We start from the raw sequence: 25,635 nt of genomic DNA, 5'->3' as shown, positions 1-25,635 counted from the left end.
TCCATAAAAAAACGGCCCGCAGGCCGTTGTAAGATTGTTTGAAGTTAAAGCCGTACTTTTGCCGCCAGACCCGACAGAACATCCACGCCATTCACCCGGCGCGAGAAGCGCTCAGTATCTATCTCAAAGAGCTCGCGACCGTCTTTGGTCTGACGGTAATAGCTCACGGCGATTTCCACCGTGACGGCATTTTCGGACAGGCTGTCCTTGCCACGCGCGTCGGGAGTGACTGTCTGCACAAAGCCTTCGATCTCCTCGATGGTACCCAGCGCGGTACCGTTAGCCAGATAGCCCTGATAGGCCGTAAAGCGCGGACGGCTGCCGCTGACAAAACCGAAGGCGGTCAGCATATCCACGTCCACACCGTAAAACTTCAGCTGACAGGTGAGTGCTTCCATACCGTCATCAACGGGGGACGGCGCATCCTGTGCGCCGGTACGCAAATCCGTTTTGACAATGGACAATGCCGGCGGAGTAAATTCATGCGCCCCCTGTATGCGGATCCCCTGCCGGAAGAAGGTCCAGACGCGTAATGTGTTTTTTTCGCTCATGCTGCCAGCATCTCCTCAAGCGCATAGTTGTTATTCACCCGGACGCGCAGGCTGATAAGCTCAGTCGGCGATTTCGGACCAAAGTCATAGTTGATGTACAGCACGCCCGCCGCCATGCTCTCAGCGGTGTTAAGTTCTTCATCCAGCCAGGCGCGACCACCGAAAATGGCTCCGAGGCCGACCAGCTGGCGCATATAGGCGTTGATGGTGCCGATAATGTCGTCGGCATTCTCCCGGTCCAGCGGACGGTCAACGTATTCCAGCATCGTTTCCTGAATACTGTCCTCGATGACGTCTGCGGTTCGGCGAACCGATTCGAAGCGCCACTGTGGATCGGTACCGCACAGACGGTTGCCCCAGTGCTTAAACCCTGCCCGGCGGATGATGGTAGAGACGTTCTGCATGTTGAGCAGGTTTGCGTCGCAGTTTTCATCGCCGAGTATAAACTCGTCGATCTGTTCCACTCCGAGGATGTTATTGATGTCCTGGTTGGATTTACTCCACCACCAGCCCTTCTCAAAGTCGATTCGGGCACGCAACCCCGCCGCAAACGCAGAGTAAGGACGATAGACCAGCTGGCCGTCGGCATTGCTGACCTGTACGCGCGGGCGCAGCAGTTCGGTGCGGGTACCATAGGACTGTCTGCGCTGGACCACTTCCTGTAGTGACGCACCGGATTCGCAGTCAACATACGCCACCGCCCGCAGCTTGCCGGCAACGGTTTCCAGAGCCTTACCCACGGCATCATCCTCACTGAACCCCGGCGCGATGACGATACGGGGCTGGTAAGTTGTCACGGAGCGAGCAGATGACAGCGCGCCGATCCCGGTCAGCACCGCCGCACGCTGTTTAGCTGTATCGTTAACTTCAGCCACGCGCACCAGCACCGTCAGGGCATTTCGCTGATCATTGATTTCCATCAGGGCCTGCTTCAGCGTGCCTTTTTCACCGAGCCGGGAAAGCATCGAGGTACCGACAATCGCCACAGGGGTATTCAGCGGGAAAGGTTCATCTTCGCCGCCTGCCAGCTGCAACCGGAACGGTGTGACCACGCCACTCCCGCTTCCCGTTGCGGTGACAGCCACATCATCCACCGCGCCCACGGCAGTGGCCACTGCTGAAGGGGTTGCCGTCAGCTTGCCCGTTTCATCGCAGCCAAGCGTGATAGTCAGCGTTAATGCCTCCGCATTCCAGGCAGCAGAAGTCTCAATCGCTGCGGGATTTTCTTCATTCGGGATGCCGGCTACAGCCTCAACCACCACCACATTTCCTGACCTGCCAGCAACTGTCGCGGAAAAATCCACAACATTATCCAGAATCGGGGTTCCTGTGCTGGCACTCGCCGGCGTTCCGGCAGAGGCATCAGGCGCAGTACCCACCAGGCCGATAATGGCCGTCTGGATCGTCGTGACCGCGACCGTACCGGATGTCAGTTCGATCGTTTCCACACCATGTAAATTCGCCATTTATTTTCTCCAGGCATAAAAAAACCTGCCGCGGCAGGTCACATTTTTTGATTGGGGGGATTCGTGGTTCCGCCGCCATCACCATTTTCTTTATGGTCATGGCCGTTGTAGGTTTCGCGGATCCCGCTCATTTTCCCGGTACCGTCCGAAATTTCCTGTGTTGCACCGATGTTTCCCTTCACATTCGTGTCGGAATTGATTTGCGTAACGCCCTGAACTGTGAGGGTGTCGGTGATTTCCACCGGACCATCAAGCGTTCCCTTTCCGATAATTTTGTAGGTCCCGCCCTCCGCCAGCGTGATGGTCAGGGCATGCGCGGCGCGGTCATACCGGATCTCGGTACCGTCACCGTAGCGGGTGATATGTTCGCTGTCGCTGCCCTCCGGTACCGGCAGACCGCCGGTATTCCAGCCGGGAAACACCCGGCCATTATTCAGCTCACCCGCCTCCGACAGCACCGTGACCGCATCCCCGACCGCATACGGATTGGAGTCAGCCCGGTTTGCCCCGGAAAAGCCCTGGCAGAGCGGCAGCCAGGTAGTGGTGATGTCGCCCAGATCCACCCGGCACTTCGGTATACCATCATGCTTAACGGAATGAATAACCCCGCGCCGCACAATATTCGCCAGGCGGCGCTGTAAATCGCCCTCGATATCACTCATCGGGTTTCGCCTCGTAAATCAGCTGATAATCGTCCACATGTGCCTGGCCGATATCCGGTGCCTTGCCCAGCCAGGCCGCTTTCAGCGGGGCATTCAGCTGTGCAAACGGATCCGCACCAAAGGCGGCTGACTGTGTGAAGGAGATCCGCCAGACCAGGTAATCATCCATGCGCGGATCAAACTCATCGCGTGACGCATCGATAAAGACGGCTGGCTCAAGACTGGTCAGGCCGAACTGCTGGCCGTCAATCCACTGCGTGATATCCGCCGCCGCCGTGCGCAGGAAAATTTCGGGTCGGCTGACGCCAGCGCCTGCCGCGTCCACCACAACGAACAAATCGCAGGACAGATTCACTTTAAGCTGCCCCTCGTTGCCGCCGCCCTGCTCCCAGCCGTTTATGGAGAAATAGACCGCCGGGGTGGTCAGCCCTGTAAAACGGGGGACATTTTTTTCAGGGTAGGCATCGGCGTCACGCACCCACGCAATTTTTCTCAGCGCGCCGGTGACAGCATCGTGATACTGCCCCAGCAGTAATGGCTCGGCCATAGTCAACCTCAGACAGAAATACGGGCTTTCACACGCCCGCGCAGATCGGTTTCAAAGTGATGCATAAAAATCTCCATCGCCTCCGCAAAGGCGTTATCTTCGATGTAGTTCAGCATCGGCTCATAAATATCGACTTCCGCTTCGCGGGTACGACGGGTATCCGGATCGCGAATAACCACCGTCCGGCGGTTTTCACGGCGGGAGCGCGCCACTTCCCCGTTTTCAAATGTGCGCGGGGATAGCAGGCTGCCCTTTGGGGTGAATCCGGCGTTTACTGCCTGGCGCCGTGCCTTTATATACCGCCCGGTGGATTTATCCCGTCGGGTATGGTGAGGCCTGACCCGCCCGTTAATCCTGCCTTTCAGGTCTTTTACCTTGATGGCATTGAGACCAAACCAGAGACGAAAATTATCCAGCTGTGACTGAGAAGCGCGATCAAGACGAAAGGAAAGCAGACGCCGGCGCACCAGATCCAGGCTGCGCGGCGCCAGCCCGTCTTTCAGGTCAGCCATCGCTTTTTTACGCAAGGTGGCGGCGGTACGTTTCAGCGCACGGGAATACGCTGCCCGAAACTGTTTATGGGTGGCACCGATGTGCTCCGCTATCCGCCAGATGGCATCCACATCGATATCGACGGGCAAATCCCGCCGCAGTCTGGACTCACGCGCCATATCAGCTCCACTTATTGATGTCCGGCTGCACCTTACCCGGTGCGCCATACGCCAGCGTGACGCGGGTGCGGCCTTCTTCATCAGCGCCAATGTGCGTCACACGATAAGCCGTGCCGTTGATCTCCACGCCGTGGTGCTTCTCAAGCCCCACGATATCAGCGGTCATCGCGCTGAAGGCCGGAGAGCGATCCTGAATTTGCCCCCCGCCGGGCACGTCAACCGGGACATCAGGCGTCTCGAAAATCACAGTAACAGGACGCAACTCAGCGCCGACAGACAGGACAGCAGGCACCTCTTCGGCAAATGCCCGGGATATCCGGGCATCCGCGTTTAACAGGCGTTGCCGAAAGCGGTTCATCAGTAACCAAGCCGGACCGGAACAGAATCCGCATCCGCCGCCGCCTCAGCCCAGGCCGTGCCCGCCAGAGGATTCGGAGCCGCTGCCTCACCCGCTTCCGCAGTCAGTTTACCGTCTGCCAGATAGAGCTTCTGGCCGACAGTAACCGCTTCCGCTGCCTTTGGCAGGACGAACACCCCCGTGGTATGCAGCACCCCCCACAACCCTGCCGGAATGTCGTCGTGAGCAACGCCCACCAGCGCACCTGAAAGCACGGCGTCACCCGAATGAATATCGGTCGCACCGGTATTCTGAAAATCAAGGGTTTTGCCATCCTGCTGATAATTTTTCGCCATTTTTCTCTCCAGACAAAAAAGGAGCAGCACGCGCCGCCCCGTAATAAAAAACCGTCAGATGACGGTCGTTATTTTTTGGTGACTTTAACCATGCCGCGCCAGTCAAGCGGTGCCACCCCGGCATCGATGCGTACCTTGAACGCGGCACCGTCAACGGTGAAGCCCTGCTGCTGCTCAAGGTATGGCGTATCAATACCGTCCAGATACGCCACCTCAATGGTGTCGCGCCCCTGTGCGGCGGTCAGGTAGTAATCCGTCGGGCTGCTGTCATCGAGGCGAGCTTCAGAGGACACCGTCACAAAGTTCTGGATCGGGTTAACGATACCGCTGTTCGCGTCCGCGCCCGGTACGCTTGCAGATTTGATCAGCTGGTTAGCGCGGGACTCGATGGCCACTGGCGTCAGCATGTAGGCCGGGCGAATATTCAGACGGCGGTCGCCTGATTTTTGCAGCAGCATCGCCTTACGCGCCGTATCCAGGCCTTCGATACTCAGATCGGCGGAGACCAGGTTGCCATGATCGGCGTGGAACAGCGGCTTGCCGTCGGACATTTTTGGGTTGCTGGTCAGAACTGCCCACACCAGATCGCCCACGGTGGCACGCGCGGCAAGGCCCATTGCCTGCGGGATACGGGTCAGCATGTCCAGGTCATCATTGATGATGGTCTGGCGGTCAATGCTGAAAAGTTCGCCGTAGGTCGCAAGCGCAATCGGCTCGCCGCGATCTTTGATGGTGACATATTTATATTCCGCCCCGGCACGGACCTTGCGAAGCGATGCAAGTGATTCCAGACCGACGCGGTGCGCGGTTTTGAAATCAGTCAGGGTGCCTTTACGGGTCCACTGTTCGAATGATTCAGTGGCCTCGTCCCAGCCCATCAGTGCCGCCTTGTGCGCCACATCCATCAGGATATTGCCGAAATCGCTGCTGCTGTGGGTAAACGCAAGGCCGACCATCGCCTGTGCTGTCCCTGCACCTGAAATACCGATCCCGCGATCCACAAGGGAAGCTCGCGCCAGTTCACGCAGGGTATAACCGTTGTAGGCGTTATCTTTTTCAGCCTGCGCATAGCCCGCGCGGCTCATTACCGCAGCACGGATGGAGTCACCGACCAGATTGCCGTTTCCGGCATAAAGATGAATAGCACCCGGACCGGCACTCGGCGTAGTTCCTGCCGCCAGCGCCTGGAGGAGTCTGTCTCGGGCTTTTTCCGCCGTGCAGGAGAAGTCGGCCAGACATTCCGCCTTCAGTGTTGCGAAGGTCGGGAACGCCTCAAAAACAGCGGAAACCGTGTTCACGCGTTCAGCGTTTGCCGTCTGCATCTGCTGTTGCAGCTGCTGGGCCAGCGCAGTGATATCGATATTAGTCATCTGCTGCGCGGGCTGTTGTGGCGCTGGCGGGTTCAGGTTCGTCTGTACCGGCGCGGGCTGCTGTGGCTGATTCACCGGAGCTTCGGCGCGCGGCGCAAAAAGAGATTTAATCTGTTCTGGCATGTTCTGGTAATCCTTCAGTTTATTTTCATTCACACAGGCCGCAGCCTGTAGTTCAGGTTCAAGCGTGTCAGCGAAACCTTTCTCCACTGCCTCGGCCCCGTTAAGCCAGGTCTCCGCTTTCAGCATCGCTTCCAGTTCCTCCTGCCCCAGTCCGGTTTTATTCATATAGGCGCTGAGCATCAGGGCTTCGTTACGATCAAGCCACGCGGCATAATCGCGCATGTCATCAGAATCCCCGGCGATCCCGCCCCACGGTTTGTGGACCATGATCCAGGCGTTTTCCGGCATGTGCACCGTGGCGCCGGGCAGGCAGACAATCATCGAGGCCATGCTGGCCGCCACCCCGTCCACCCAGATATCCACTTTCGCTTTCAGCCGCGACAGGGTGTTGTAGATGGCAAATCCCTGCATGACATCGCCGCCGGGGCTGTGGATATGTAAATCCACCGCGCTGGCGTCAAACACCCCGGCTTCTTTACAGTCCGCGACGAACTGCTGGGCTGTGATGCCCCAGCCGCCGATCACGTCATAGAGGAAAATTTCGACGCGCCCGGCAGACAGCGCGCGGATTTCGTACCAGCACTGACCGTTTGCCGCATCGACACCCGCCAGGCTGGCGCGGGGGTTAATCATCATCGTCCGGCTCGCGCCGATCGTCTTTTGGTTTTGCCGTTGCATCTGGCATCGCTCCTTTGTCGTTGGCGGCGTCGGAATCAAACACCAGCCCGTGTTGACGGTTAAACTCGGTTTCACGCAGTCGCTGGCGTTTAACCTCCTGCGGGTTTTTACCCCGCGCCCGTGCCCATTCCGCTTCGGTACCAGCACCGCCACGAACAATGGCTTTCCAGGCATTAGCCTCTTTACCCGGATCAATCCAAGGCATCACCGGGCCAAGATAAAGCGCGTTATAGAGAGAATTCGGATCCACATCCGGCGGCACTTCAACGCCGCTCAGCAACGCCATCGCCAGCCATGCGCGGTAAACGGGCCGGCTGTGCTGGCCGACAAACCACTGTTGCAGGACGTTGTACCCTTCGAAGCTCTCCACCAGCTCCTGACGCTGGGAGCTGTAGGTGCCGTTATAGTCCCGGGCAATGCTGGAATAGCTGCCGCGCGTGCCTGCGGCCACGGCCCGCATCTGTCCGTTTCGGAATTCATAGAGGTGAACATTCGGGCGATTTGATTCCACCATGCCCAGGTCTTCACCCGGGCGCAGGTCGTCGTAAATCATGCCCGGGGCGATATCGTAATGACGCTGGCCGCCGGGAGGTGAAAACTCCCCGTCTTCACCAAGAGACTGCGCATCTCCGCGCTTGATATAGAACCCCAGCGCAGCGGCAATACGGGCGGCAACGCGTTCACTCTCTTCATAATCCTTGATGTCAGAAAGACGGGTAATGACTCCGTGGATCAGGCTGATACCGCGCAGCTGGTGCAGACGCTTGCGCTGCGCAAGGTGAAGCATGTTTTCAGCTGAGACGGTTTTAAGTTCAGCGCTGAACCGCGTCATATTTGCCGGGTGGTACTTGTAAACGCGGTAGCCGACGGGACGTCCCCAGTTGTTAACGATGATGCCCTGGCGAACCTGCTGGCCGGCGATGCTGTTAAGGTTGAACGGAACAAAATCCGCCTCCAGCATTTCCAGCGAGAACGGTACGGAGGTGGAATGTTGCAGACCCGGCACATTCCCCCTGACCAGTTGAGTGAACACTTCCCCGTCACGCAGTGCTGAACGCAGCAGCAGGCGTTCGGCTTCCGGGCGGGTGAACATGCCAGTCACCTCAGGACGCACGGACCATTCAGCCCAGAGCGCCGAAAGTTTCCCGGCGAAATCGGAATGAAGATTCCCCTCCAGATCGAGGGGCTGAGGCTCAACATGGATCCCGTGGGCACCAATCACCCGGTCTTCCATTTTGTCGAACAGGCCGATCACCAGATCATGGTTTTCATCAAGCCACCGGGCCTGTTCCCGCAGGGACTGACCTGCTGCAAACACAGAGGTGTCCGCCGACTGGCTTTGCTTTTTCGCCTTGTGCAACCGTGACGGATTTGCCGCTTCATACGCATTAAGCCGGAGTCGATCCCGCTCGCGTGCCGCGGCCCACCCGGGGGAAATTGCCCTCAGTGTTCTTTCAAGAATGCCCATAGAACGCCTTACAGAAAGTTAGCTAGTTTGTACGAACCACCACGGCTGTAGACCGCGCGCCAGCGACGCTCCCAGTATTCAAGCTCATCGCGGAGCGCTTTCGGATCGTGGTTAGTGATGGCGCGACCGTTAACGCCGGTGAAAGAAATACTCTTGCCGTCCAGCGAGTCCTGGTAGGCCTGGCGCACCATCACCAGCGTTCTCCAGATGTCGTCTTTCTTCACAGCCAGCCTCCTCCCCTACCGGAAGAACCCAGCCAGCTGCCGGAAAGCGTGTTTTCTTTCTCAGGTTCAGCCTTGACTTGTGGCTGAACGGTTTTGTTTTTTTTCACGGTTATCTCCCTGGGGCGCTCCCCTTCATGAATATTTGGGTTGAGATCCTGCGGCTCAGCCCATGCAGGAGGTTTTTCCCAGTCGCGAATTTTTTCGTAGCCGCGCAGAACCGCGACGGCGTGAGCATAGCAGAACAGGTCAAAGGCTTCGTTGGCGCCCTTGCCTGGCTTACGCCATTTGCCATCCACGCCGCGCTCTTCGTAGGTCAGTTCCTCGTAGAACCACTCCCCCAGCCAGTCGGGAAAATGGATATAGCCTGCTCCGGGAGTCTCACGATCAAGGTTATTGCTGAGCTGATCCTTGAGCAGGTCGGTTTGCAGCAGATACACCGGCACCTCGCCACGCGCATCAGCGCGACGGTCACTGCGTTCGGTATTATTCGGGTGAGTTTTGGTAATAATTTTCTGGCGTTTTGTGCTGTCGCCCTTGATCAGATAGACACGTTTACCCAGACCATCCCGGCGACACTGGCGCCAGAATTTATAGGCATTATCTGTCACCCCTTCCTCACCGCCGCTGTCGACGGCCATAGCCAGCACCGGCATACGCCGCGTCGGATCGGACTGAAGTACGTAAGTTTTTTCCAGCACATCGGAGACTAGCAGCTGCCAGTCCTCCGGATACGCGCCGGGGTGGACTGGCTCCGCCTCGCCATGTTCATTGCAGCGCAGGGACTGGCGGATGTTGTAGCGATCCACCAGCCAGCGTTCACCGTTTTCGCCATAACCAATTATCTGCACGACGAAACGGCGCTTTTTCCCGCCCTGAACGTCGACGGCTGCCAGCAGGAAACGCACCTTCGGCGGAACCAGGCGTTTACCGTAATCCTCCGCACGCTGCATCAGCACATCGGCGCGTCGCTGTTCGCTGGCCGAGCGCGGCAGGTATGGCAGCCCCCAGTCGGTGTTGATAACAGCCTTGAGGGTTTCTTCGCTGCCGGTAGCCTCATACTCCTGCTCAGCCGTAAGCAGTTTGTACACCAGCTGCGCCCAGGTCTGGTACGCGGCTGCGGGCCCCTCCATCCAGAACGACGCTATGCGCGAGCGTCGCGGCTCACCGGAAATCTTGCCGTCCCGGTCAATACTCTGACCTTCACGCAACCAGACACCCACCCCGTTAAGCTCGCGCTTTTTATCTGCGGTGATAATGGTGCTGCAATGCGGACAAAGCAGATGAGCCGACTCACTGGCTTTTACCGGATCAGGTTCATCACGGTATCCGGTCATCGCCTCCATCGCAGGCTGAAAATATTCACCACAATGCGGGCACGGCCAGTACCAGCGACGGCGATCTCCACGGTTGTACAACGAAAGCGCGCCTGTAGTTGGTGGTGCTTCATGGGGAGATTTTCGGCGCCATTTGCTGTCGCGAATGTCCCGGCCTGGCGAACACTCCACCAGAGTCATCCCGGCGGACATAAAGGTGGTGGTACGCTTGGAAGCCAGGGTAAAACCGTCACCCTCGCCATCGATGTCCTCAGGGAAGCGGTCATAATCGGTGAGCGCTACACATTTGAAATCTGACGAGGACATGATGTTGATGGAAGGCCAGCCAATCTTGAGATAGTTGCCCGCCAGAAAAGTACGATCATGCACGTTGTTGTCGTTTCGCAACGGGCTCAGGCGTTTCGCCACTTCAGGACTGACACGAAACGTTCTCGCCAGACGTTTTTTAGAGTGCTCACGCGCTTTCTCTTCGGTCATCTGAACGACGAGCATATCGGACGGGTCACAGACAATGTTGTATACAACCCAGCCATCCACCAGGCCGATCGTTTTCCCCGTACGTGCCGGTCCAACAAACACCACTGCATCGTATTCACGCATCGCGAGGCAGTTCATCGGCTCTATCACATAGGGAGCGACAGCAGGATCCCACGGTACCGAGTTACCGGCCCCCATAGGTACGCGCATAAATTTTTGAACCGCCTCAGCCACAGGCATACGGCGCGGGGCTTTGAGAATGGCGGAAGCGTTACGCCTGACTTCCGCTGCCGTGGCCTGTCGCATGATTTACTCCTCTTCTGGCATTTCCTCCTGTTCTGGTGAGTCGGCCTGCTCAACTTTGAGGGCTATCTGGTCACGCAGATCGTCAATAACCTGCTGCACCCTGACAACTGCGGAAGGGGTCATGGCGCAGTCTCGTTCAAGGATGTCGGGTAACGTCTCCAGCACCTGAACCATTGCTTTTGCCATGGAGGAAAATTCTCTGGTGACTTCTGACGCCGGGATCAGCTCCCCTGTTTCCTGCTGAAACTTGAGCCTTTCACGCTCCGACTGAAACCAGGCTTTACGATCGGGGGGAAGCATTTTGTCGACGTCCACCAGCTCCGACGGTGTGGTACTCGTCAGCAACTCCCTGAGGATATCGGTGATGGCATAAAGCTTAAGTTTTGGATTGCTGCCCGGTGCCGGCTGAACATTTGCAAGCTTGCTCGCGACCGTCTGGCGGTGCAGATCGGTAATGGCTGCCAGCTGCGTGATATTCAGCCGGAAATTTTTGAGTTCGTTATCCATGATGGTGAACAAAAAATAGTCATTTCGACATCCTGCTAATGATCAGGACTGAAATATCAAGAGGTTAAACAGATGATGATGAAACCCATAAAATGCAAAAAACTAGCCGTTTCCCGCGTGTCCTCGCCCCCTCGGTGCTCCAAACCGCCAGGAGTACCTTTCACAGATGAGATTCATTTTCACCTGTTCTTTGATGCCAGAATTGCCGCCCCTGTGCTGATCGCGGCGGTTAGCGATTCAGCCAATACCTCCGCAGGTATCATTGGTAATCGTGCAGCCCAAAAAGCTCTTGTTCTCACCCAGTCCATTTCTCCGGTAAGTTGTGATGTAATAGCAACTTGCAGTTCTTTTATCAGAGCTGCTTTCTCTTCTTCTCTTTCGTACAGGGAGTTATTCATAATCATGTCCAACATTGACAGGTTTGACGAGATTGCAGGTCAGGTATTTGCTGATTTGTACAATACGTTTCCTCTTACAAAAACCTTGGGTTTAGCAAACTACATTGAAGGTGACTCCGCACTTGATCCTGATGGATTTACAGGAGCTGAGCTAACGGCAGAGGCAGAGTTTGTTAAAGCGACAATCACATGGCTCATCAATGCAGGCTTTCTTTCTTCTGGTGGTTTTCATGGTGAATATTTTATGGACGTCATTCTGACCCCTAAGGGCCTTGAATGCCTGAAACTCATGCCGGACAGCCTCACATCGCCAGCCGGAAACGAATTAATAAAAGCGGTTAAATCCGGAAGTAAAGAGACTCTGAAAATGATTACCAACCACGTTCTGGCGCTGGGCGTAAAAATCATGGCCAGCAAATATGGACTTACTAATTAAAGAAAATTGAATTGTTAACTGAGGAGCGTTGATCATGAGCCGTAGTCCACGAGTAAACCAGTTCAATGTCATTTTTCCCGTAATCTGTACCTTACTTGGTGTAAGCATTACTGCGCTTTTAGGATTGTACGGAAACTATTTACAAACTCACAATGCCTCTAAAACAGCGTGCGTTATTCGGGTAGATAAACAAGAGTCGCTCCTGAGAGAAAAATATAACCAGTTTATGGTTTCAGTAACTTCGTTTGGATTTTCACCTGCATTAACCAACCCGATGACGAGAAGCGACCTGAGAAAGGATATGTTGCCTGTAGTTCAAAGCGCAACAGAAGTAATGACTTACGCACCTCCTGAGCTGGGTATGGTTGCGGCTAACGTTCTTAAGGCCTTTTATCTGGCAGACAGCGCTGGTGATAATCAAGAATTACAAGAGTCGGCAATTAAGCAAGCTGGGCAATCCTTTAAGGGAGCTTATGGCGCTTACATGAAGGCGCTCAATACACTTGACCGGCAACGGCAAGGCTGTGATTAAATTTCGTTCTGAAGCCCTCCCTTTATGTGAGGGACGATTGACTTATCCGTCTGTAATGGTAACGACTCAATGTGAGGAAGATTTTTGTCGTTACATTTAAATATGCATTTTGTTTGCATTTTTTGAGCAAGATGTTAAGGTCCAACAGCCTTAGAGCAAGAAGCACAAAAACATAACAAAAGATTCAACTCATAATTGCCCCGTAACAGGGGCTTTTTTTAATGCTCGAACTCAACTCAAGCCCACCAGCTGGTAAGCTTTGGTTCTGACAGGTTGTGGTGCCGGGTGCCTCCCGGTGAGCCTTTAGGTTAACCAACCATGACCCGCTTGCTTCAGAAATTCACGATGCCCTCATGAAGAAGAGTCGTCAGGTTAATTAGCCCCGCCGCTGAGGGGGATTCACCACGGTCAAACTGTAACACATGAATGCCGATCGAGTGCGGCGTTGTGAGACTTTATTACGGTTAAAATCCAGAGAAGATACTGTGTCAGAGCCTCATGGATGAGGTTCTATGTTGTATGGTAGTTCGCCTGCCACGCTTTATTATACGTCAAGATGTTTTTCTTCGTCTGCCGATCCAGAACGTCGATGTCGTGATCAGTCAGGTAGATTGGTTTTACCCAGTCACAGGCGGTTTTAACCACCACCGGGACGCTTCCACGTTTCACGCTGCTCACGATGAACGATGCGTATGTAACCATTAAGAAGCGCGTTGCATTGAAGTAGGTTGGTAATCAGCCAGGCTGTAGATACAATGGTTTGACATAAGTTAACGTCAGGACGACCTGCTCATGATTTTTCTTTATTCTTTTATTGCACTATCCTCCCTGTCAGCATTCGTCTTACTATGCTTTTTTGCAATTTATCAGTTTTCTGTTAAGGGTGACGTCAGTTTCTACGTAATGCTCTTTGCTTTGATATTCCTTTGCGTATCATTTTACGGAGCGGTGGGTTTTACTTACACAAAATTAAAAGATGCCGGAACTGTAATAAGAATTATCTGAGCCCACCAAGGAAATATCTAAGATATATGGAGAAAGACCCTATCAAGCCCACCAGCAGCCAGGCTTTGTAGTGGTTTTCAGTCAGCATCAGGTCTAAGGCAATAATTGAGACCGTTCTATAAGTTAAAATCCAAATCTCACAAAGCTGAATATTAATTTTAATATTTGACTCTGTTTGTTGAGCAATGAACTACATTCAAAGTCTCCTTGTAATGATGGCTACTTTAGCCACCCTTCCGAACTGTTGGATTTCAGTTCGGAAGGGTGTTTTTTCCTTGGCAGTTCGCCTGCCACGCTTTGTTGTGCGCCAGGATGTCGCGCTTTGTCTGCTTATCCAGAACATCCCAATCGTGCGCTGTACCGTAAATCGGTTTAACCCAATCGCACGCAGTATCGACTAAATCAACCCTTACGGGTCCAGTAGTCCCGCAGCTCGCGATCAACATCGTCGCCATGCATATGGTTAACAGTCTGCTGTACATTGCTGGCCTCTTTCGTTGTTTCTACCCTGCGTTCGGCTGCTGCGACCATTGCCGCTGCGTTATCTTCGTTGCGCTGCTGGTCAGCTTTTGCTTCCGCTTTGCTGGTGCCGCGAATATGGCCCAGGCCAAAAGCTCCAGCTATCGCTGAAATCACCAACGCGAACAGCCCGATTATTGTCTCGATACCCACATTCACCTCACACCAGAACTGATTTCGCCAGGTTAAACAGCGCGCGGCGTTTATCCAGCCCGTTACGGCCGCCATTGATTAACAGTGTCACGCGCTCCACGTCGCCGGAATGAAGCAGGCAGCCGCGGGTCGCATAGAACCATGCAGCAGAACGCGCAGCATATTCATCTTTTTCAAGCAGTTCTGGATGGGTGACAAGGTCAAGTTTTAGAGCATGGCCACAACTGCGGTAGTTGCTCAGGCCGGTAACCTGTTTCAGCCCACGACCGCGATATTTCCAGCCATCACCGGCAACCTGATTGCCAAGGTGTTCTTTTCCCCACTCACCACCGTATACCAGATTAGCGATCGCTTTCTGGTTAGCCGGGTGAGCTGCCGTTCTGCCAAGGGCGGCGGACTGCTGTGGAGTGATGCGGTGGCTGCCGAACGTCGGCACTAAGTTTTCAGCAGCATAATTAAGATTTTCCACCACACGGGTAAATCTGGTGCTTTCATGCCCCATCTGGGCAATAAACATGGCCTGATCAAGCGGTGCGGTGATGCCGTATTCCTTCATAGCGGCGTCGATATGCGGAAACCAACGCGCTGCTAACCCGGCGCTGATACCAGCCGCCTTCTGAAATTGTGTTTGGTTCATTAGTGCCTCAGACGATCAACCAGCCGCGCCATATTTCCACGAACCTTCAGGACGGCGGCGAAGATAAGAATGTTTGCTACCACCACCAGCCAGCTGGAATCACGATAAAGGCCGAAGATGAACTGCAAGGGGATCGCGGCGTAAACCAGCACGGTTATATACGCCAAAATAGAAATGATGGGCCGATGCCGGGCGCCATGTCGCTGGTAAAACATCAGCACGATGACGATGGCCGCACAAATAAACGCATTAAAGACTGCTGACGGGTCAATTGCCATTTCCCCCTCCCCCGCGTAGCCGCGAGAAAAACTTGAACACGTTGTTCAAATCCTGGTTGTTAAGATAAGTGAGGATTTTTATACACAGGGCAGACAGAATCACTGCGCCCAGTGCATCCAGCGGTTTTTCATAGTGCGAAGCTGCATTTAGCAGTGAGCCAATAAGTCCTGCCCCGAGCACCCCAACGATAAACGACGTCAGGAAATATGCTGCCAGTCGGGCGCGGGACAGGTTTGTGGCTGTCGCGACGTAGAACACCGCACCACCAAACGCCCCGAACACCACACCAAAATCTGTATGAGTAAAGACGCCGTACAGGACTGAACCCAGCAGGCCGCCGCCGAGAACAGCGCCGGTGCCGGTTAATGGATCGGACATTAAGCCCCCTCTTATTGCTGTGATCCCTCTCAGGAAATTTGAGGGGAATAAAAAAAGCCCGCTCGCGAGAGCAGGCTAAAGTGATGATTATCACAAGAAGGTAGAAAGGAGATCATCCGAAAGACAGGTAGTGACGTCCGGGTATCGAGGCCGATTCACTGATTGTTCAGGAGAACCATCTGCCAGCGGATATATCCCCTTCTTCTTTAGCGTAGCCGTAACTTCGGGAAACGAGCAAAAAAAACCTGCTGTTTAAAGCAGGCTCTCAAGGAATTATCAATTCGATATTATTGTTATCGTGGTGCCGGGTGCCTCCCGGTGAGAATTACTCCAGCAAACATTCCCGCGTCTGAGAGGTTTCCTTTTCAGGTAACTGCTGGAACGCCCCTCCGCATAGGGGGATTCACCACAATAAAAAAATAGCGCATAAATCAGAGTTGAGAAACTTCCTCGCTTAACGAATTGGACACTGGTCCGCCATCGAGGATTCGAACCCCGAACCACAGAGGTAGAAGCTCCGTGCTCTTTCCAGTTGAGCTAATGGCGGAAAAAAAAGACCAGCAATGAGCAGCTGGTCATGGGTCATGCAGTTTTCTCTGCGATGTAGGTGTATCCCCACCCAGTGTTTTATGTATCGAGAGCATTATCGAATGCCAGATTAACTACAGTACCGATGAAAAAATTCACTCTGTCAAAGGCCATCAGGAATGATCAGCCCACAGAGACAGTCACACTGACCGTTCCCTATGGCTCACCCCTGAAAGGCTCTGTGGTTGAATTGCGCCGAGCGTGGCGCGGGTTGAAACAAAAAAGGCCGCCTTCAGGCAGCCTTGGGTGAATTATAATTATCTAACAGAACACTTTTTTACTTCTCGGGCCTAATTATTAGCCCAGTAAGATATGTCCTCATTCAAATCTTCAAGTGATTCGGGGCGGCGTAGCCTGTAATAATCTGAGTAGTCATCATCCTGAGTGAAGATGACAGCGAAGGGATTCAACTTATCCGCATATACGACATAAGTATCATAAAATTCGGGCTCTACACCAGGAGGCAGATCTTTGATGTGTCGGGATTCGTCCCAATCAACATGTATCACCTTCAGCTCTGTTCCTAACCTTTCTGCGAGTTCACTTTGCTCCAAATGGTGTGCAAAATCCGTATCGAAGTCATCTATTTCTTGAACTGTGAAGGTCTGAGTTCGCCTTCTCTCATAGGCATCCGTCATGCTTGTGTCCTTATGCTGTGCTGGCAAACCTACAACATAAGGATATTAGGCCAAGGTATCAAGTGACAGGTATCATTGCTTCACTTGTACAACCAGAGCGTTAGCTTCTACCAACCACAAGCCGCTGCCGTAGTACCAGAAACAGGATCGGACATTTAGCCCCCTCTTATTGCCGTGAGTCCTCTCAGAACGAGGGGATATAAAAAAGGCCACCCGAAGGTGGCCTTGAAGAATTTTGGAAGCGTGGTTAACAGATGTTCCACATCATCGTACTACCATTATGGTTTTCGATGATTTTTGCTGCTGGGCTAGTGCCAAAAGAATGCATATAGCAGTGATGAATAGTGAGAACCAAATCCTGCAATGTCTGATCACCCTCAAGCTCAACGATATTCAAACCGATACTCTTGGCTTTATCAAGATGAATATGTCTCGCATGCGCATAAGTGGTGTGATGGTTATTCAACTCATCACAAATTCGTTTAGCTTTTTCTTCAGCATCATCCTGACCAGCAAACATCCCAGTGCAGAGCCATTTCTGAACGATTTCGTTTGCCCAAACGATGGCTTTTTCACACTCGCCAATTAGCGTGGGGTGAACTTTTTGCAAGGTAAACTGCCACCATTGAAGCGCTGCCGGGTTAGCAAGTATCTCTGCTTTAGCCCTTTCATATTCTTCAATAATTGCATGTGATGACAGACCATTAAACTGAGGATCAATAGGTCCTAAATTCGATTGCTTACCCAATACGATTTGCTCTGCACAACAGGCCAACATCGTTCCGCAGCTCATCGAAATCATAGGTACAATAGCCCTAATATTCGTTCCAAATTTTGAACGAAGATAATGACCAATCGATTCAAGGGCTGCAATATCTCCACCAGGGGTGTGGAGCAAGATATCCAGCCCTAGCTTTGTATCCAGCCCATTGATAGCTGACATAAGGCCATTCTTATCATCATCCGACATTTGAATCAGGTGTTGATACCCAGGCCCACCTTTCTGAAGGAAGCCTGAGTAATAAGATATTACATTTCGGCCTGTATGCTGTGATAACTCACGTAAGTACTTATGGCGAACCTCATCCGCTGGTGTACGCTGAGCGATAGTACCCATCTCACCCAACACGTCTATCCAATTTGGCATGTTATCAAGCTATCAGTAAGTATACAGTTGGTGAGATTGCGGATTAGTCTGCTCCAAAGCGCTCACCGTACTATATGAATACAGGACTCCAGTCCTCACAGATTGATCGTTTTGTTGAGCAAATACACGCATAGCATAATGCTCTACAGATTCGCCCTTGTGTAACTCTTCGGGTGTTATGCCCATTGTTTTGTAAAATTCAGTCGCGCCCATGATGTATCCCTCGTTATGTCTACATCTAGCCCCTATCAGCGTTTAGAGATACAAGATGTAGTAGCTACCAGTCTTCTAATACACGAAAAGCCTCAATGTGAGGCTTTAAAAGGAAACTTTTTGGTAAAGATTTAAACAGACTATAGCGAGTTAGATGCAGATTTGACAAGCATAAAAGGCACTAAAACCTCACAAATGAGGTCCTTTTGAGATATCTCACAACTTTTATGAGGAACCTCAAAACCTGATTCACACAACATGAAGAAGTTAAATCTATACGAAAAATTCAATCAAAAAACCCGCTCAAGGGCGGGTTTCTAATTTTTTGATGCTCAGTACGCTTTACTGTCCCGAGCCTAACACAATTTAAGCACTTTCTTGCTCACTCTGCAACTTAAATCTGTCGCCATTTGTGCCGAACGCATCACAAAGTGGTGCGTAAAGGATCGATTCTGCAAGACTAACCCATGTATCAATGCGACGGCGGCATGTGATAAGGGTCCAGTCGGGGTGTTTTGCATTAAGCTCGTTAGCCATCTGAAGTTTGCTCTTACGAAGACGATGACGATCAACAATCACACTATACAGCCCACGGTATTCTTCGTTCATCAGCACTGCCGCAATAACGCCGTCAATCTTAAGCCCCTCTTCGTCCGAGCAGAACGCCAGGCCAGTTTTGTTTTTACTGTCGACAATTTCTCGCAGGTACGCTTCCAGCTCGGGTTTGGTGATGCCGGATTTCTTCATGCGGCGCAGCGCATCGTTGATGGCGGATTTGGTTATTTTCCCGGATGCCAGAAGCTGGTTAAACATGTTTCCGCCCGAGCCACCACCGATATAAGACCAGCGGCCCCACATGCGGAGCTTTCCCTGTACCCAGATACTTTCGAGAGTGCGAAGGCGAACCAACTCGCCGGATTTGCCTACTTCTGAAGGATTGATCATTTGCGTCTCCACTTACGCCAGTACGCCGATTGCCAGCGCACGATCTAAAAACCGAAACAGCAGCGTTAACTGGTCACCGTATTTCGCTTCAAATGCCACGGGATCAGCGTGTAAGTCGTCGTGATGCGCTCTGCACAGCGGTATCACAAACAGGTCATGCGCTTTGGTACCCATTCCACCCTGCCCGTGGCCTATCAGGTGGTGGGGGTCGTCTGCTGGGTTATTACAGCAACAGCACTGCTGCGACTTCACCCAGCGGGTGTACTTCTCATTTTCCCAGCGTCGGCGCTTTGGCCTCAGCATGAAAGATTCCGGCGTTTCAGGATCGACCTTCACCGCCACTATCTTTTTTGCCTTCTCCTGAAAGATTTGCGTAGCCGGTAATGACGGGACAATGTCGCTTTCCCTCATCACTGAACTGTGCTGTTCTGGCTTGATTCTGAGTGCTTTACTCGCCACCGATTCAGGAACAAGGTCAGCCAGATCATTACGTACCATCCACCAGCAGAACTCAGGAAGCGAAAGAGTGTGGTCAGGGCTGAAACCTAAATCAATATTTACCCTTTCCAGCAGCCATTTTACCAGGTTCTGCATGGCAATTCCTGCCAGTCTTTCAGTGGTTTGCTCACGTAAATGGTTATCACACGACCAGCAAAGACGAATGCTCCCCGGAGCGTGGCGCATTACCGTAAAGTCACTGGCATGCCAGTCAGTGTGAGGCCACTGGCATTCAAACTTTCTCTCCAGCCAGGCATCAAGGCTACTCAATCCACCAGCTCGCTGAATGACCCTCTCGTTAACGAAAATAGCCTGCATGTTGGCATCGTCAGTCAGGGGCTGGTGGGCTTCAGGGATTAATCCAGATGGCAGATGCTGGATGGCTTCGGATGGTGGCTCAATAACTACCCTTCCCTGACGGAATAGCCAGAGCAGTTCGGTACCAGGGCGGAACAGAACCACCCCGGACATCGGCGCAATTTCAGGCGTCAGTATGGCTCTCACCCAATTCCCCCCATTGTTGGTTGATGCCTGGTTATCGATATTTCTACCCTTCCGCCATGCACTTTAGGTCCCCACTCCACCAGCATTTTCTGCACCTGGCTGTCATCCTCCCAAATGCCTGCATGCGTGAGCGCGTCAAACAACGCCTTGTTGTAGTTGTCGATGTCGCGGCGGCGGGCATCTGGCGGAAAGAGAAGGATCTCCACCGCAGCTGGTGATGATGATGGTTTTGGTAAGCAACGCAGTTGCTCAATGATCGCTGCACATGCCGCGCTCTGGTATGCCCTGCCCTTCTCGCTGATAAGATGGCGGCCTTTTAACGGCCCCTTGTTTGGGGCTCGCCAGTATGTGTTTACGCTCGGTGGGAACGGGAGCACCAGTTTCATAAACTCACTCCCTGTTTTTTCAGCCAATCAACAGCGTTATCTCTGGCCTTATCTCCACCGGATAGCAGGTCTTTGATGATCGTCACTGGATCTGCATCCCATTCCGTTTTGACGACGGTAATGCCCCTGGCTGCGCCAGGAGCAACAGTGATGTAACCCTTTTTCTTAAGTGACTTCACGTGCGCAACAGCAGCGTTCGGTGATGCGCAGCCAATTAATCCGGCAAGCTCCAGCATCGTAGGTGGGAAGCCAGCCTTTTCGATATGAACCTTGATAGCTTCGAACACTTCATTCTGACGCGGCGTTAATTCGATCATGACTCGACTCCATAACGCCCGTTCAGGCGTCCGATTACGCTGTTGAACATCACCAGGCTTACGCCCATCGGTTTAACCTTCTCGTGGTACTCCTTCAGGATCGGAGGCACTACGACATTCCAGCTTGGCTTTGGCTTCTGCTTTAGGGCTTTTTTGATGGCATCGTTGCATTGACGGGCAACGTCACGAACCGCATTTTCCTGCTCTGTGGATAGTTTTTTCATGCAGCACGCTCCTGAGGTTTGCCCATTGGAACGGCTACGGCCGGGATAAGCTCAACAGCTGGTGATACTGACTGATTCCCCCAGTGGTCCCATCCAGGCGCACCGCAGCGGCTAAAGAGTTCGATGCGCGGAACGTCACCGTAAAGTTTTTCCAGGCGGAAACGGGCCTCTGCTGGCTTTTGGCTGTGCTCACCAAGTGGGCTGTAGATAACCTGCTTGATGCTGGCGCACTTGCGTTCAAGTCCATTCCCCCTGGTGGCGATCAGCAGGTCTTCAGTATTGGCTCGGGTGTAGTTCCCGCCGTTCATGCGTGTCTGTGCGTTCAGCAGGTCAAGGAAGTCGTAAAAATCCTCCACTCGGCCAGCCTGAAGTGCTTTGTTGATGTGCTGCTCTGCCAGTGGGTTGAACTGCACCCAGGTAAAGCCCTTCATCGTGCGGACCTTAAAGCCCCACGCTTCAGCCAGCTCGATAGCCTCTCGGGTGTGCGTACCGGTGAACCACATAGCCAGAACTGCATCATCGGCAGCCAGGTCCCAAACCGGCAAGCGCTTCATGTCGATCAGTTTCATCGTGTCGTAGTGATCTTCTGCTGCACCGTTACTGGCTTTGTTGTCATAGAGCCAAGCTGGGTCAGCGTAAATCAGTGAGTATTTCATCAGACATTCCTCGCTCGGCCAGCAAGACACCATGCATCAGAGGGTGCTTTAACTTTCGGCGCCATGCTCAGGCAACGCTGACGCTCAATCAGTATCTTCAACCGCTGCTCTTCGTTCTTAGAGCGATTGAAGGCATCCATCAGAACTGTGGCCGCACGCTGGTAGAGCCCTTTTTCAAACAGGCCTTGAGCCTTATCCATCATCCTGGTTACAGCTGGATTCGGCGCTTCTTCCTGTTCCGATACAACTGGTGTATCTGCCCGGTTAATTTTCAGTGCAGAACGCCCCTCGCTAACGTCACCAGCCGGCGCTTTGGCAAAATACTGGTAGCACTTACCGTTATGCTGCCGTGTTGCGCGATTCAATTTGACCAGATGGCATACACCGCGCTGAACAGCATGAAGGCGGTATTGAGGCATTGAAGCTGCAATCTGTTTGTTAGTTAACCCAGGGTTTTCAGCGATGAAAATTTGAATATCTTTCAGAAGGCTCATGAGTTCGCTCCTCTGAAACCTGCCGGGATGACTTTGTCTGGCTGACCGAATTTCAATGGATCTTGTTTGCGGACAGCGTCCCAGTCCTCACGCTTAGGTCGGCCTTTGCTATTCCAGCGCAACGCGTTCTGCAAATATCCTTCGAACTTCGTCGGCCTGAACAAAGTTGTTGGCTGCATGTGTTCGTAGTATTTCGTCTCTTTCCACTGCTCGTGCTTGTAATCAATAACCAACAGCAACTCATCGTGTGTGAAGTTCTCTCGAAGTCTGGCGCGAATATTATCCAGGGAGCTTTTCCCCTTGCGGAATGTCTTACCAGTAACGTCATTGAGATGGTTGAGGATTAAGACTGCCTGACCAGTTATCAAATCAACCTGATTGACACATGCAGTGTCGGGTTGCGACGCAACCTGACAATTAGGTTTTTTATCTGATGGATCAGTAGTTGATTTTACTGACGGATCCCCACCAGATTCTGACGGGTGAAAACTGCCATTATTACTGTTTTTCGACGCATCAAATTTTGACGGGTCGGATTTTGATGCATCAGATTTTGACGCGTCAGATTCTGACAGGTGAGAAAAGGCAGCTGCCTGTAATTTCGAAACATTGAGCTGGTAAACATTCGATGCATTGCGGTTGCCTTTACGACGCTGCTGGCGAGTCAGCCAACCGTCTTTTTCCAGCTGAGAAATAGCTGTGCGTACCGTGCTCTCACCAGCACCAATCTGGCGCGCGATGGTAGCAATGGAAGGCCAGCTAACCCCTTCATCACTGCTGAAGTCTGCCAGACGCGCCATGATGGCAACGCTGGACAGCTTCATGCCAGAAGCGGCGCAAGCGTCCCAAACGTAACCTGTTAATTTAGTGCTCATGGTCGTCCTTTAACTCTGTAAATTTACGCTGGAATTGCTCAAGAGGGCTGAAGCACTCATGATCGTACCCTTCGCGGAGGTATATAACGCGTCGAGTCTCGGGCTCCCATCTGATGACGTGGACGGTGATGCCTCTGTGGTCTCTGAATCGCCGGTCAACTTCAGCCATTCCTCACGCCCCTTCTCGTTCATCAGTGCAAATGCCTCTACCATCGCGTTCACAGGCTGGTAGTTGTTCTCATCCGCCTGGTTGTTTAATCTCTCCACATAGCCGAACGGGGAATCTTTCCCTACCAGTGGAAGGCATCTGAATTGCTTCGCTGGTCTCAATCGGTTTAAACTGTTCATGCGTTAGTTTCTCCACTGAATACGACACGCCACGACGCCCGGAGCTGCACACTCGCGGGCGTCACTTTTTTTGGCTTTTCTTACGGCTAAACAGCGCGACAATCGCGCGGATCTCTTCTTCACGCGCTGCCAGATGACGGCGGTGGTATTCATTGATTTCTTCAGCTTCATGACGTTCGATTACTCCATCTTCGAGAGCTCTCTGGATCACGGTATCAACACGTCCACGCGCTGCTGACGTTCTCATGGCACGATCAAACAGGTCGACACGATCAAGGTCTTCAAGTTGAGGAACGTCCACCAGCAGCGCACCACGGCGACGGGCAAAGTAATCCGCCAGGAGGGACGTATTCGAGATGTCTTCCATCGCCTCCAGCTCGTTCACTTCGAAGAAACGGCAGCCGTTCTTCTCATACAGGTTGTTGTTGAACTGCGTTACTGACATGCCAAGAGCACCGGCCATAGCCTCACGGCCTCCTGGATACGCTTTGCACATCGCTTTAACTACTTCTTTCAGGCTTGGCTCTACCATGTTGTTTTTCCTTTGGTAGTTAAAATTAAGCAGCGTTTTGATTAGGCTTAGCGTAAAGGGTTGGATCAACTTTCAGCTTTTCAGCAGTCAGTGCCTGAATCTCGAATGCCCTGCCCTTTGGGATTACTTCACCCCACCCAGATACTGATGCATGGGAAATCCCTAAAGCCTTGGCTACGTTCCCCACGCTGCCGAAGTAAGAAACCACATCATCTTTTTTCATTTTTGCCTCAAATGTAAGGGAAACACACACCATGATAGTAGGATATCTTACATTTAAAGGTCAAGGATTCCTACATCATAAAATGGTAGGATTGCCTACATGAAAATGAATGAACGCATCCGCGCAAGACGCAAAGAGCTAAAGCTCACCCAGGCTGTTCTCGCCAAGTTGGTTGGTGTAAACCGAGTAACAGTCACAGGATGGGAGTCTGGTGATTATGAACCTGGAGGATCTAACCTACAGGGGCTGGCGGCTGCCTTAAAAACTAACCCTCAGTGGATTATTACCGGACAAGGTGATCCAGACTGTGACGAAATTCTTTACAAGCCGACTGAGAAATTTGGAGTAAAGAAAATTCCTATCCTATCTTGGGTTCAAGCTGGGGAATGGACAGAAAGTGGTGCTCCCATTACTGAGGACGATATTTCCGAATGGATATTCACCACTGCCAACTTATCTGATGAAGGTTTTGCATTACGTGTTCGTGGCGACTCTATGACAAACCCGAATGGAGCACCAAGTATTCCTGAAGGCTCCTTTGTTGTGGTGGACCCCGATTACGGCAGCCCACAAGAAGTTAATGGCAAAATTGTTGTCGCTCAGATTGTTGGTTCTGCTGAGGCCACTCTCAAAAAGTTTGTTATTGATGGGCCATTAAAATACCTGGTACCGTTAAACCCTAACTACCGCGTAATGGAAGTCAATGGTAACTGCAAAATTGTCGGTGTGGTAAAACAAGTAGTAACTGACCTCTAATATCTTTCCCCTCTTAAGACCGACATTCGTGTCGGTTTTTTTTCATCCTTAATGTAAGTTTTCCTACTTTTAGTGTTGACACACCAAAGTAAGATATCCTACATTTGAATCACACCACTGGTACTGACAGTTACCTGTGTTGGTGTGGTAGTAAGTAGTACGGCATATGGCACATGTGCCGCAGCGGTCCGGGGATTCCTTGCAAGACAATATCCAGATCCAGCGGGTAGCCGGAATGTGCAAGCCAGGCAAGTACGACGGCCAGAGACGTTTCACCAGCGTGGCGATCAGGTGTGACACCTCGGAAGAGACGAGGATGCAACTGAAAGAGCGCGGGCATGAAAAACTGTACCCTTCGACTACTGTAGTAACCAATCCCAATGGTGGCAGGCAAAGCATGGTGAAGGTGGACCGCTCTTTTTCAGTTGTGGTGAATGACGGGGCTGACCGTCAAACGGTTGAGAAAAGATAAGCAGGCGAAACGTTCTAAGCGAGCATACGGACTGATCAAACGCGGATGGAACGGGCGGTTACGATATTGAAACACCGCGCCACTGAGCTGAAGTTCAGCACCAGCCACCACAAACGAATCACGTTAGGAAGGTGGTAAACCGTAGTAACGGTACCAGATGCTGTGTGTAGTCTTGGCGGTCGGCAGTTTTGAATGTCCTTAATGTCGACCGCCCCTTTTTCACAACTGAAAGCGCGTTCAGCGTTCAACTTGAGAGGCCGTAGTCGTTAAATCAACTCAGGAGAACGCGCTCTCAATTGTGGAGAAGCTGACTGGCGGTGGCAGCCGCCCGTTTCACTAAGTGCTCTGGTTGGGTGCTTATTAAAACGAAACCCCATTATTTTTTGTCGCCAGTCGGCGAGGGAT

Annotated in this window: 34 protein-coding genes and 1 tRNA gene; 4 read left to right on the top strand and 31 right to left on the bottom strand. The window is 52.5% G+C overall.

Annotated elements, in window-relative coordinates:
- Window positions 1-44: 44 nt before the first annotated feature.
- From SK53_RS02845 to SK53_RS02790, 12 genes are all read right to left on the bottom strand, one after another.
- Window positions 45-551, bottom strand: coding sequence for a phage major tail tube protein (locus SK53_RS02845; RefSeq protein ID WP_023299868.1), 507 nt, complete (start codon window positions 549-551; stop codon window positions 45-47).
- Window positions 548-2,017 (bottom strand): phage tail sheath family protein, encoded by a 1,470-nt coding sequence (locus tag SK53_RS02840; RefSeq protein WP_048208475.1) that lies wholly within the window; start codon window positions 2,015-2,017, stop codon window positions 548-550. The genes SK53_RS02845 and SK53_RS02840 overlap by 4 nt, the downstream gene beginning before the upstream one ends.
- 38 nt (window positions 2,018-2,055) lie before the next feature.
- On the bottom strand, window positions 2,056-2,679 hold the full coding sequence (locus tag SK53_RS02835; protein ID WP_032619493.1) for a phage baseplate assembly protein V: 624 nt from the start codon (window positions 2,677-2,679) through the stop codon (window positions 2,056-2,058).
- On the bottom strand, window positions 2,672-3,226 hold the full coding sequence (locus SK53_RS02830; protein ID WP_047353906.1) for a hypothetical protein: 555 nt from the start codon (window positions 3,224-3,226) through the stop codon (window positions 2,672-2,674). The genes SK53_RS02835 and SK53_RS02830 overlap by 8 nt, the downstream gene beginning before the upstream one ends.
- Before the next feature lie 8 nt (window positions 3,227-3,234).
- A complete protein-coding gene (locus tag SK53_RS02825; RefSeq protein ID WP_047353905.1) occupies window positions 3,235-3,897 on the bottom strand; it encodes a hypothetical protein in 663 nt (220 codons plus the stop codon).
- Between the two features lies 1 nt (window position 3,898).
- Entirely contained in the window at window positions 3,899-4,255 is a 357-nt protein-coding gene (locus SK53_RS02820) for a head-tail joining protein (RefSeq protein ID WP_048208474.1), read from the bottom strand.
- Window positions 4,255-4,590, bottom strand: coding sequence for a DUF2190 family protein (locus tag SK53_RS02815; protein ID WP_045348835.1), 336 nt, complete (start codon window positions 4,588-4,590; stop codon window positions 4,255-4,257). Before SK53_RS02815 ends, SK53_RS02820 begins: the two co-directional genes overlap by 1 nt.
- A gap of 68 nt (window positions 4,591-4,658) precedes the next feature.
- Window positions 4,659-6,761, bottom strand: coding sequence for a ClpP-like prohead protease/major capsid protein fusion protein (locus SK53_RS02810; RefSeq protein ID WP_369794020.1), 2,103 nt, complete (start codon window positions 6,759-6,761; stop codon window positions 4,659-4,661).
- Window positions 6,709-8,229, bottom strand: a complete 1,521-nt coding sequence (locus SK53_RS02805) for a phage portal protein (RefSeq protein WP_048208472.1) — start codon at window positions 8,227-8,229, stop codon at window positions 6,709-6,711. Before SK53_RS02805 ends, SK53_RS02810 begins: the two co-directional genes overlap by 53 nt.
- An 8-nt stretch (window positions 8,230-8,237) precedes the next feature.
- Complete coding sequence (locus SK53_RS02800; RefSeq protein ID WP_048208470.1) at window positions 8,238-8,453, bottom strand: hypothetical protein; 216 nt, start codon at window positions 8,451-8,453, stop codon at window positions 8,238-8,240.
- Window positions 8,450-10,570 carry a phage terminase large subunit family protein gene (locus tag SK53_RS02795; protein ID WP_048208468.1) on the bottom strand — a complete coding sequence of 707 codons (2,121 nt, stop codon included), beginning with the start codon at window positions 10,568-10,570 and terminating at the stop codon, window positions 8,450-8,452. The genes SK53_RS02800 and SK53_RS02795 overlap by 4 nt, the downstream gene beginning before the upstream one ends.
- 3 nt (window positions 10,571-10,573) lie before the next feature.
- Window positions 10,574-11,077, bottom strand: coding sequence for a DUF1441 family protein (locus SK53_RS02790; protein WP_023299857.1), 504 nt, complete (start codon window positions 11,075-11,077; stop codon window positions 10,574-10,576).
- A gap of 72 nt (window positions 11,078-11,149) precedes the next feature.
- On the opposite strand from SK53_RS02790, the gene SK53_RS23475 reads away from it, so the two are divergent.
- A complete protein-coding gene (locus tag SK53_RS23475; protein ID WP_052699622.1) occupies window positions 11,150-11,911 on the top strand; it encodes a hypothetical protein in 762 nt (253 codons plus the stop codon).
- 34 nt (window positions 11,912-11,945) lie between these two features.
- Window positions 11,946-12,443 (top strand): hypothetical protein, encoded by a 498-nt coding sequence (locus SK53_RS02775; protein WP_044703832.1) that lies wholly within the window; start codon window positions 11,946-11,948, stop codon window positions 12,441-12,443.
- A 510-nt stretch (window positions 12,444-12,953) separates the two neighbouring features.
- Here SK53_RS02775 and SK53_RS02770 read toward each other — a convergent pair.
- The 19 genes from SK53_RS02770 to SK53_RS02670 form a co-directional block, all read right to left on the bottom strand.
- A complete protein-coding gene (locus SK53_RS02770) occupies window positions 12,954-13,145 on the bottom strand; it encodes a hypothetical protein (RefSeq protein ID WP_080339797.1) in 192 nt (63 codons plus the stop codon).
- A gap of 705 nt (window positions 13,146-13,850) precedes the next feature.
- Window positions 13,851-14,120, bottom strand: coding sequence for a hypothetical protein (locus SK53_RS02760; protein ID WP_032661738.1), 270 nt, complete (start codon window positions 14,118-14,120; stop codon window positions 13,851-13,853).
- Between the two features lie 7 nt (window positions 14,121-14,127).
- Window positions 14,128-14,757: a glycoside hydrolase family 19 protein gene (locus tag SK53_RS02755; protein ID WP_048208465.1), complete on the bottom strand. Its 630-nt coding sequence runs from the start codon at window positions 14,755-14,757 to the stop codon at window positions 14,128-14,130.
- Window positions 14,757-15,035, bottom strand: a complete 279-nt coding sequence (locus SK53_RS02750) for a phage holin family protein (RefSeq protein WP_032634686.1) — start codon at window positions 15,033-15,035, stop codon at window positions 14,757-14,759. Before SK53_RS02750 ends, SK53_RS02755 begins: the two co-directional genes overlap by 1 nt.
- A complete protein-coding gene (locus SK53_RS02745; RefSeq protein ID WP_017384387.1) occupies window positions 15,025-15,414 on the bottom strand; it encodes a phage holin family protein in 390 nt (129 codons plus the stop codon). The genes SK53_RS02750 and SK53_RS02745 overlap by 11 nt, the downstream gene beginning before the upstream one ends.
- A gap of 470 nt (window positions 15,415-15,884) precedes the next feature.
- Window positions 15,885-15,961: transfer RNA gene (locus SK53_RS02740), tRNA-Arg, on the bottom strand.
- 331 nt (window positions 15,962-16,292) lie between these two features.
- On the bottom strand, window positions 16,293-16,640 hold the full coding sequence (locus SK53_RS02735; protein ID WP_048208463.1) for a hypothetical protein: 348 nt from the start codon (window positions 16,638-16,640) through the stop codon (window positions 16,293-16,295).
- Window positions 16,641-16,887: 247 nt separating this feature from the next.
- The gene (locus SK53_RS02730) at window positions 16,888-17,757 is read right to left on the bottom strand and encodes an SDH family Clp fold serine proteinase (protein ID WP_241237777.1); all 870 of its coding nucleotides are present in this window, start codon (window positions 17,755-17,757) and stop codon (window positions 16,888-16,890) included.
- A 609-nt stretch (window positions 17,758-18,366) separates the two neighbouring features.
- A complete protein-coding gene (locus tag SK53_RS02720; RefSeq protein WP_048208460.1) occupies window positions 18,367-18,945 on the bottom strand; it encodes a DUF1133 family protein in 579 nt (192 codons plus the stop codon).
- 12 nt (window positions 18,946-18,957) lie between these two features.
- Complete coding sequence (locus SK53_RS02715; RefSeq protein WP_048208458.1) at window positions 18,958-19,947, bottom strand: DUF968 domain-containing protein; 990 nt, start codon at window positions 19,945-19,947, stop codon at window positions 18,958-18,960.
- The gene (locus SK53_RS02710; protein WP_045325138.1) at window positions 19,944-20,333 is read right to left on the bottom strand and encodes a RusA family crossover junction endodeoxyribonuclease; all 390 of its coding nucleotides are present in this window, start codon (window positions 20,331-20,333) and stop codon (window positions 19,944-19,946) included. The genes SK53_RS02715 and SK53_RS02710 overlap by 4 nt, the downstream gene beginning before the upstream one ends.
- On the bottom strand, window positions 20,330-20,650 hold the full coding sequence (locus tag SK53_RS02705; protein WP_045617017.1) for a LexA family protein: 321 nt from the start codon (window positions 20,648-20,650) through the stop codon (window positions 20,330-20,332). Before SK53_RS02705 ends, SK53_RS02710 begins: the two co-directional genes overlap by 4 nt.
- On the bottom strand, window positions 20,647-20,874 hold the full coding sequence (locus SK53_RS02700) for a hypothetical protein (RefSeq protein ID WP_032659073.1): 228 nt from the start codon (window positions 20,872-20,874) through the stop codon (window positions 20,647-20,649). Before SK53_RS02700 ends, SK53_RS02705 begins: the two co-directional genes overlap by 4 nt.
- On the bottom strand, window positions 20,871-21,530 hold the full coding sequence (locus tag SK53_RS02695) for an MT-A70 family methyltransferase (protein ID WP_048208456.1): 660 nt from the start codon (window positions 21,528-21,530) through the stop codon (window positions 20,871-20,873). Before SK53_RS02695 ends, SK53_RS02700 begins: the two co-directional genes overlap by 4 nt.
- Window positions 21,530-22,024, bottom strand: a complete 495-nt coding sequence (locus SK53_RS02690) for a hypothetical protein (RefSeq protein WP_006809182.1) — start codon at window positions 22,022-22,024, stop codon at window positions 21,530-21,532. The genes SK53_RS02695 and SK53_RS02690 overlap by 1 nt, the downstream gene beginning before the upstream one ends.
- Window positions 22,021-22,899, bottom strand: a complete 879-nt coding sequence (locus SK53_RS02685) for a conserved phage C-terminal domain-containing protein (RefSeq protein WP_048208454.1) — start codon at window positions 22,897-22,899, stop codon at window positions 22,021-22,023. Before SK53_RS02685 ends, SK53_RS02690 begins: the two co-directional genes overlap by 4 nt.
- The gene (locus SK53_RS22435; protein WP_063945205.1) at window positions 22,889-23,068 is read right to left on the bottom strand and encodes a DUF4222 domain-containing protein; all 180 of its coding nucleotides are present in this window, start codon (window positions 23,066-23,068) and stop codon (window positions 22,889-22,891) included. The genes SK53_RS02685 and SK53_RS22435 overlap by 11 nt, the downstream gene beginning before the upstream one ends.
- Window positions 23,069-23,308: 240 nt before the next feature.
- The gene (locus SK53_RS02675; protein ID WP_032634711.1) at window positions 23,309-23,779 is read right to left on the bottom strand and encodes a YmfL family putative regulatory protein; all 471 of its coding nucleotides are present in this window, start codon (window positions 23,777-23,779) and stop codon (window positions 23,309-23,311) included.
- Window positions 23,780-23,804: 25 nt separating this feature from the next.
- Window positions 23,805-24,002, bottom strand: coding sequence for a Cro/CI family transcriptional regulator (locus SK53_RS02670; RefSeq protein WP_032634882.1), 198 nt, complete (start codon window positions 24,000-24,002; stop codon window positions 23,805-23,807).
- 99 nt (window positions 24,003-24,101) lie between these two features.
- Between SK53_RS02670 and SK53_RS02665 the strand changes: the two genes are divergently transcribed.
- On the top strand, window positions 24,102-24,758 hold the full coding sequence (locus SK53_RS02665) for a LexA family protein (RefSeq protein ID WP_032634713.1): 657 nt from the start codon (window positions 24,102-24,104) through the stop codon (window positions 24,756-24,758).
- Window positions 24,759-24,957: 199 nt separating this feature from the next.
- Window positions 24,958-25,230 (top strand): hypothetical protein, encoded by a 273-nt coding sequence (locus SK53_RS02660; protein WP_156174849.1) that lies wholly within the window; start codon window positions 24,958-24,960, stop codon window positions 25,228-25,230.
- The last annotated feature ends 405 nt before the right edge of the window (window positions 25,231-25,635 follow it).

The sequence above is a fragment of the Enterobacter sp. MGH119 genome (assembly GCF_001037675.1).
GTDB classification, from domain to species: domain Bacteria; phylum Pseudomonadota; class Gammaproteobacteria; order Enterobacterales; family Enterobacteriaceae; genus Enterobacter; species Enterobacter hormaechei_C.
This window is presented reverse-complemented; position numbering and strand designations above follow the sequence as displayed.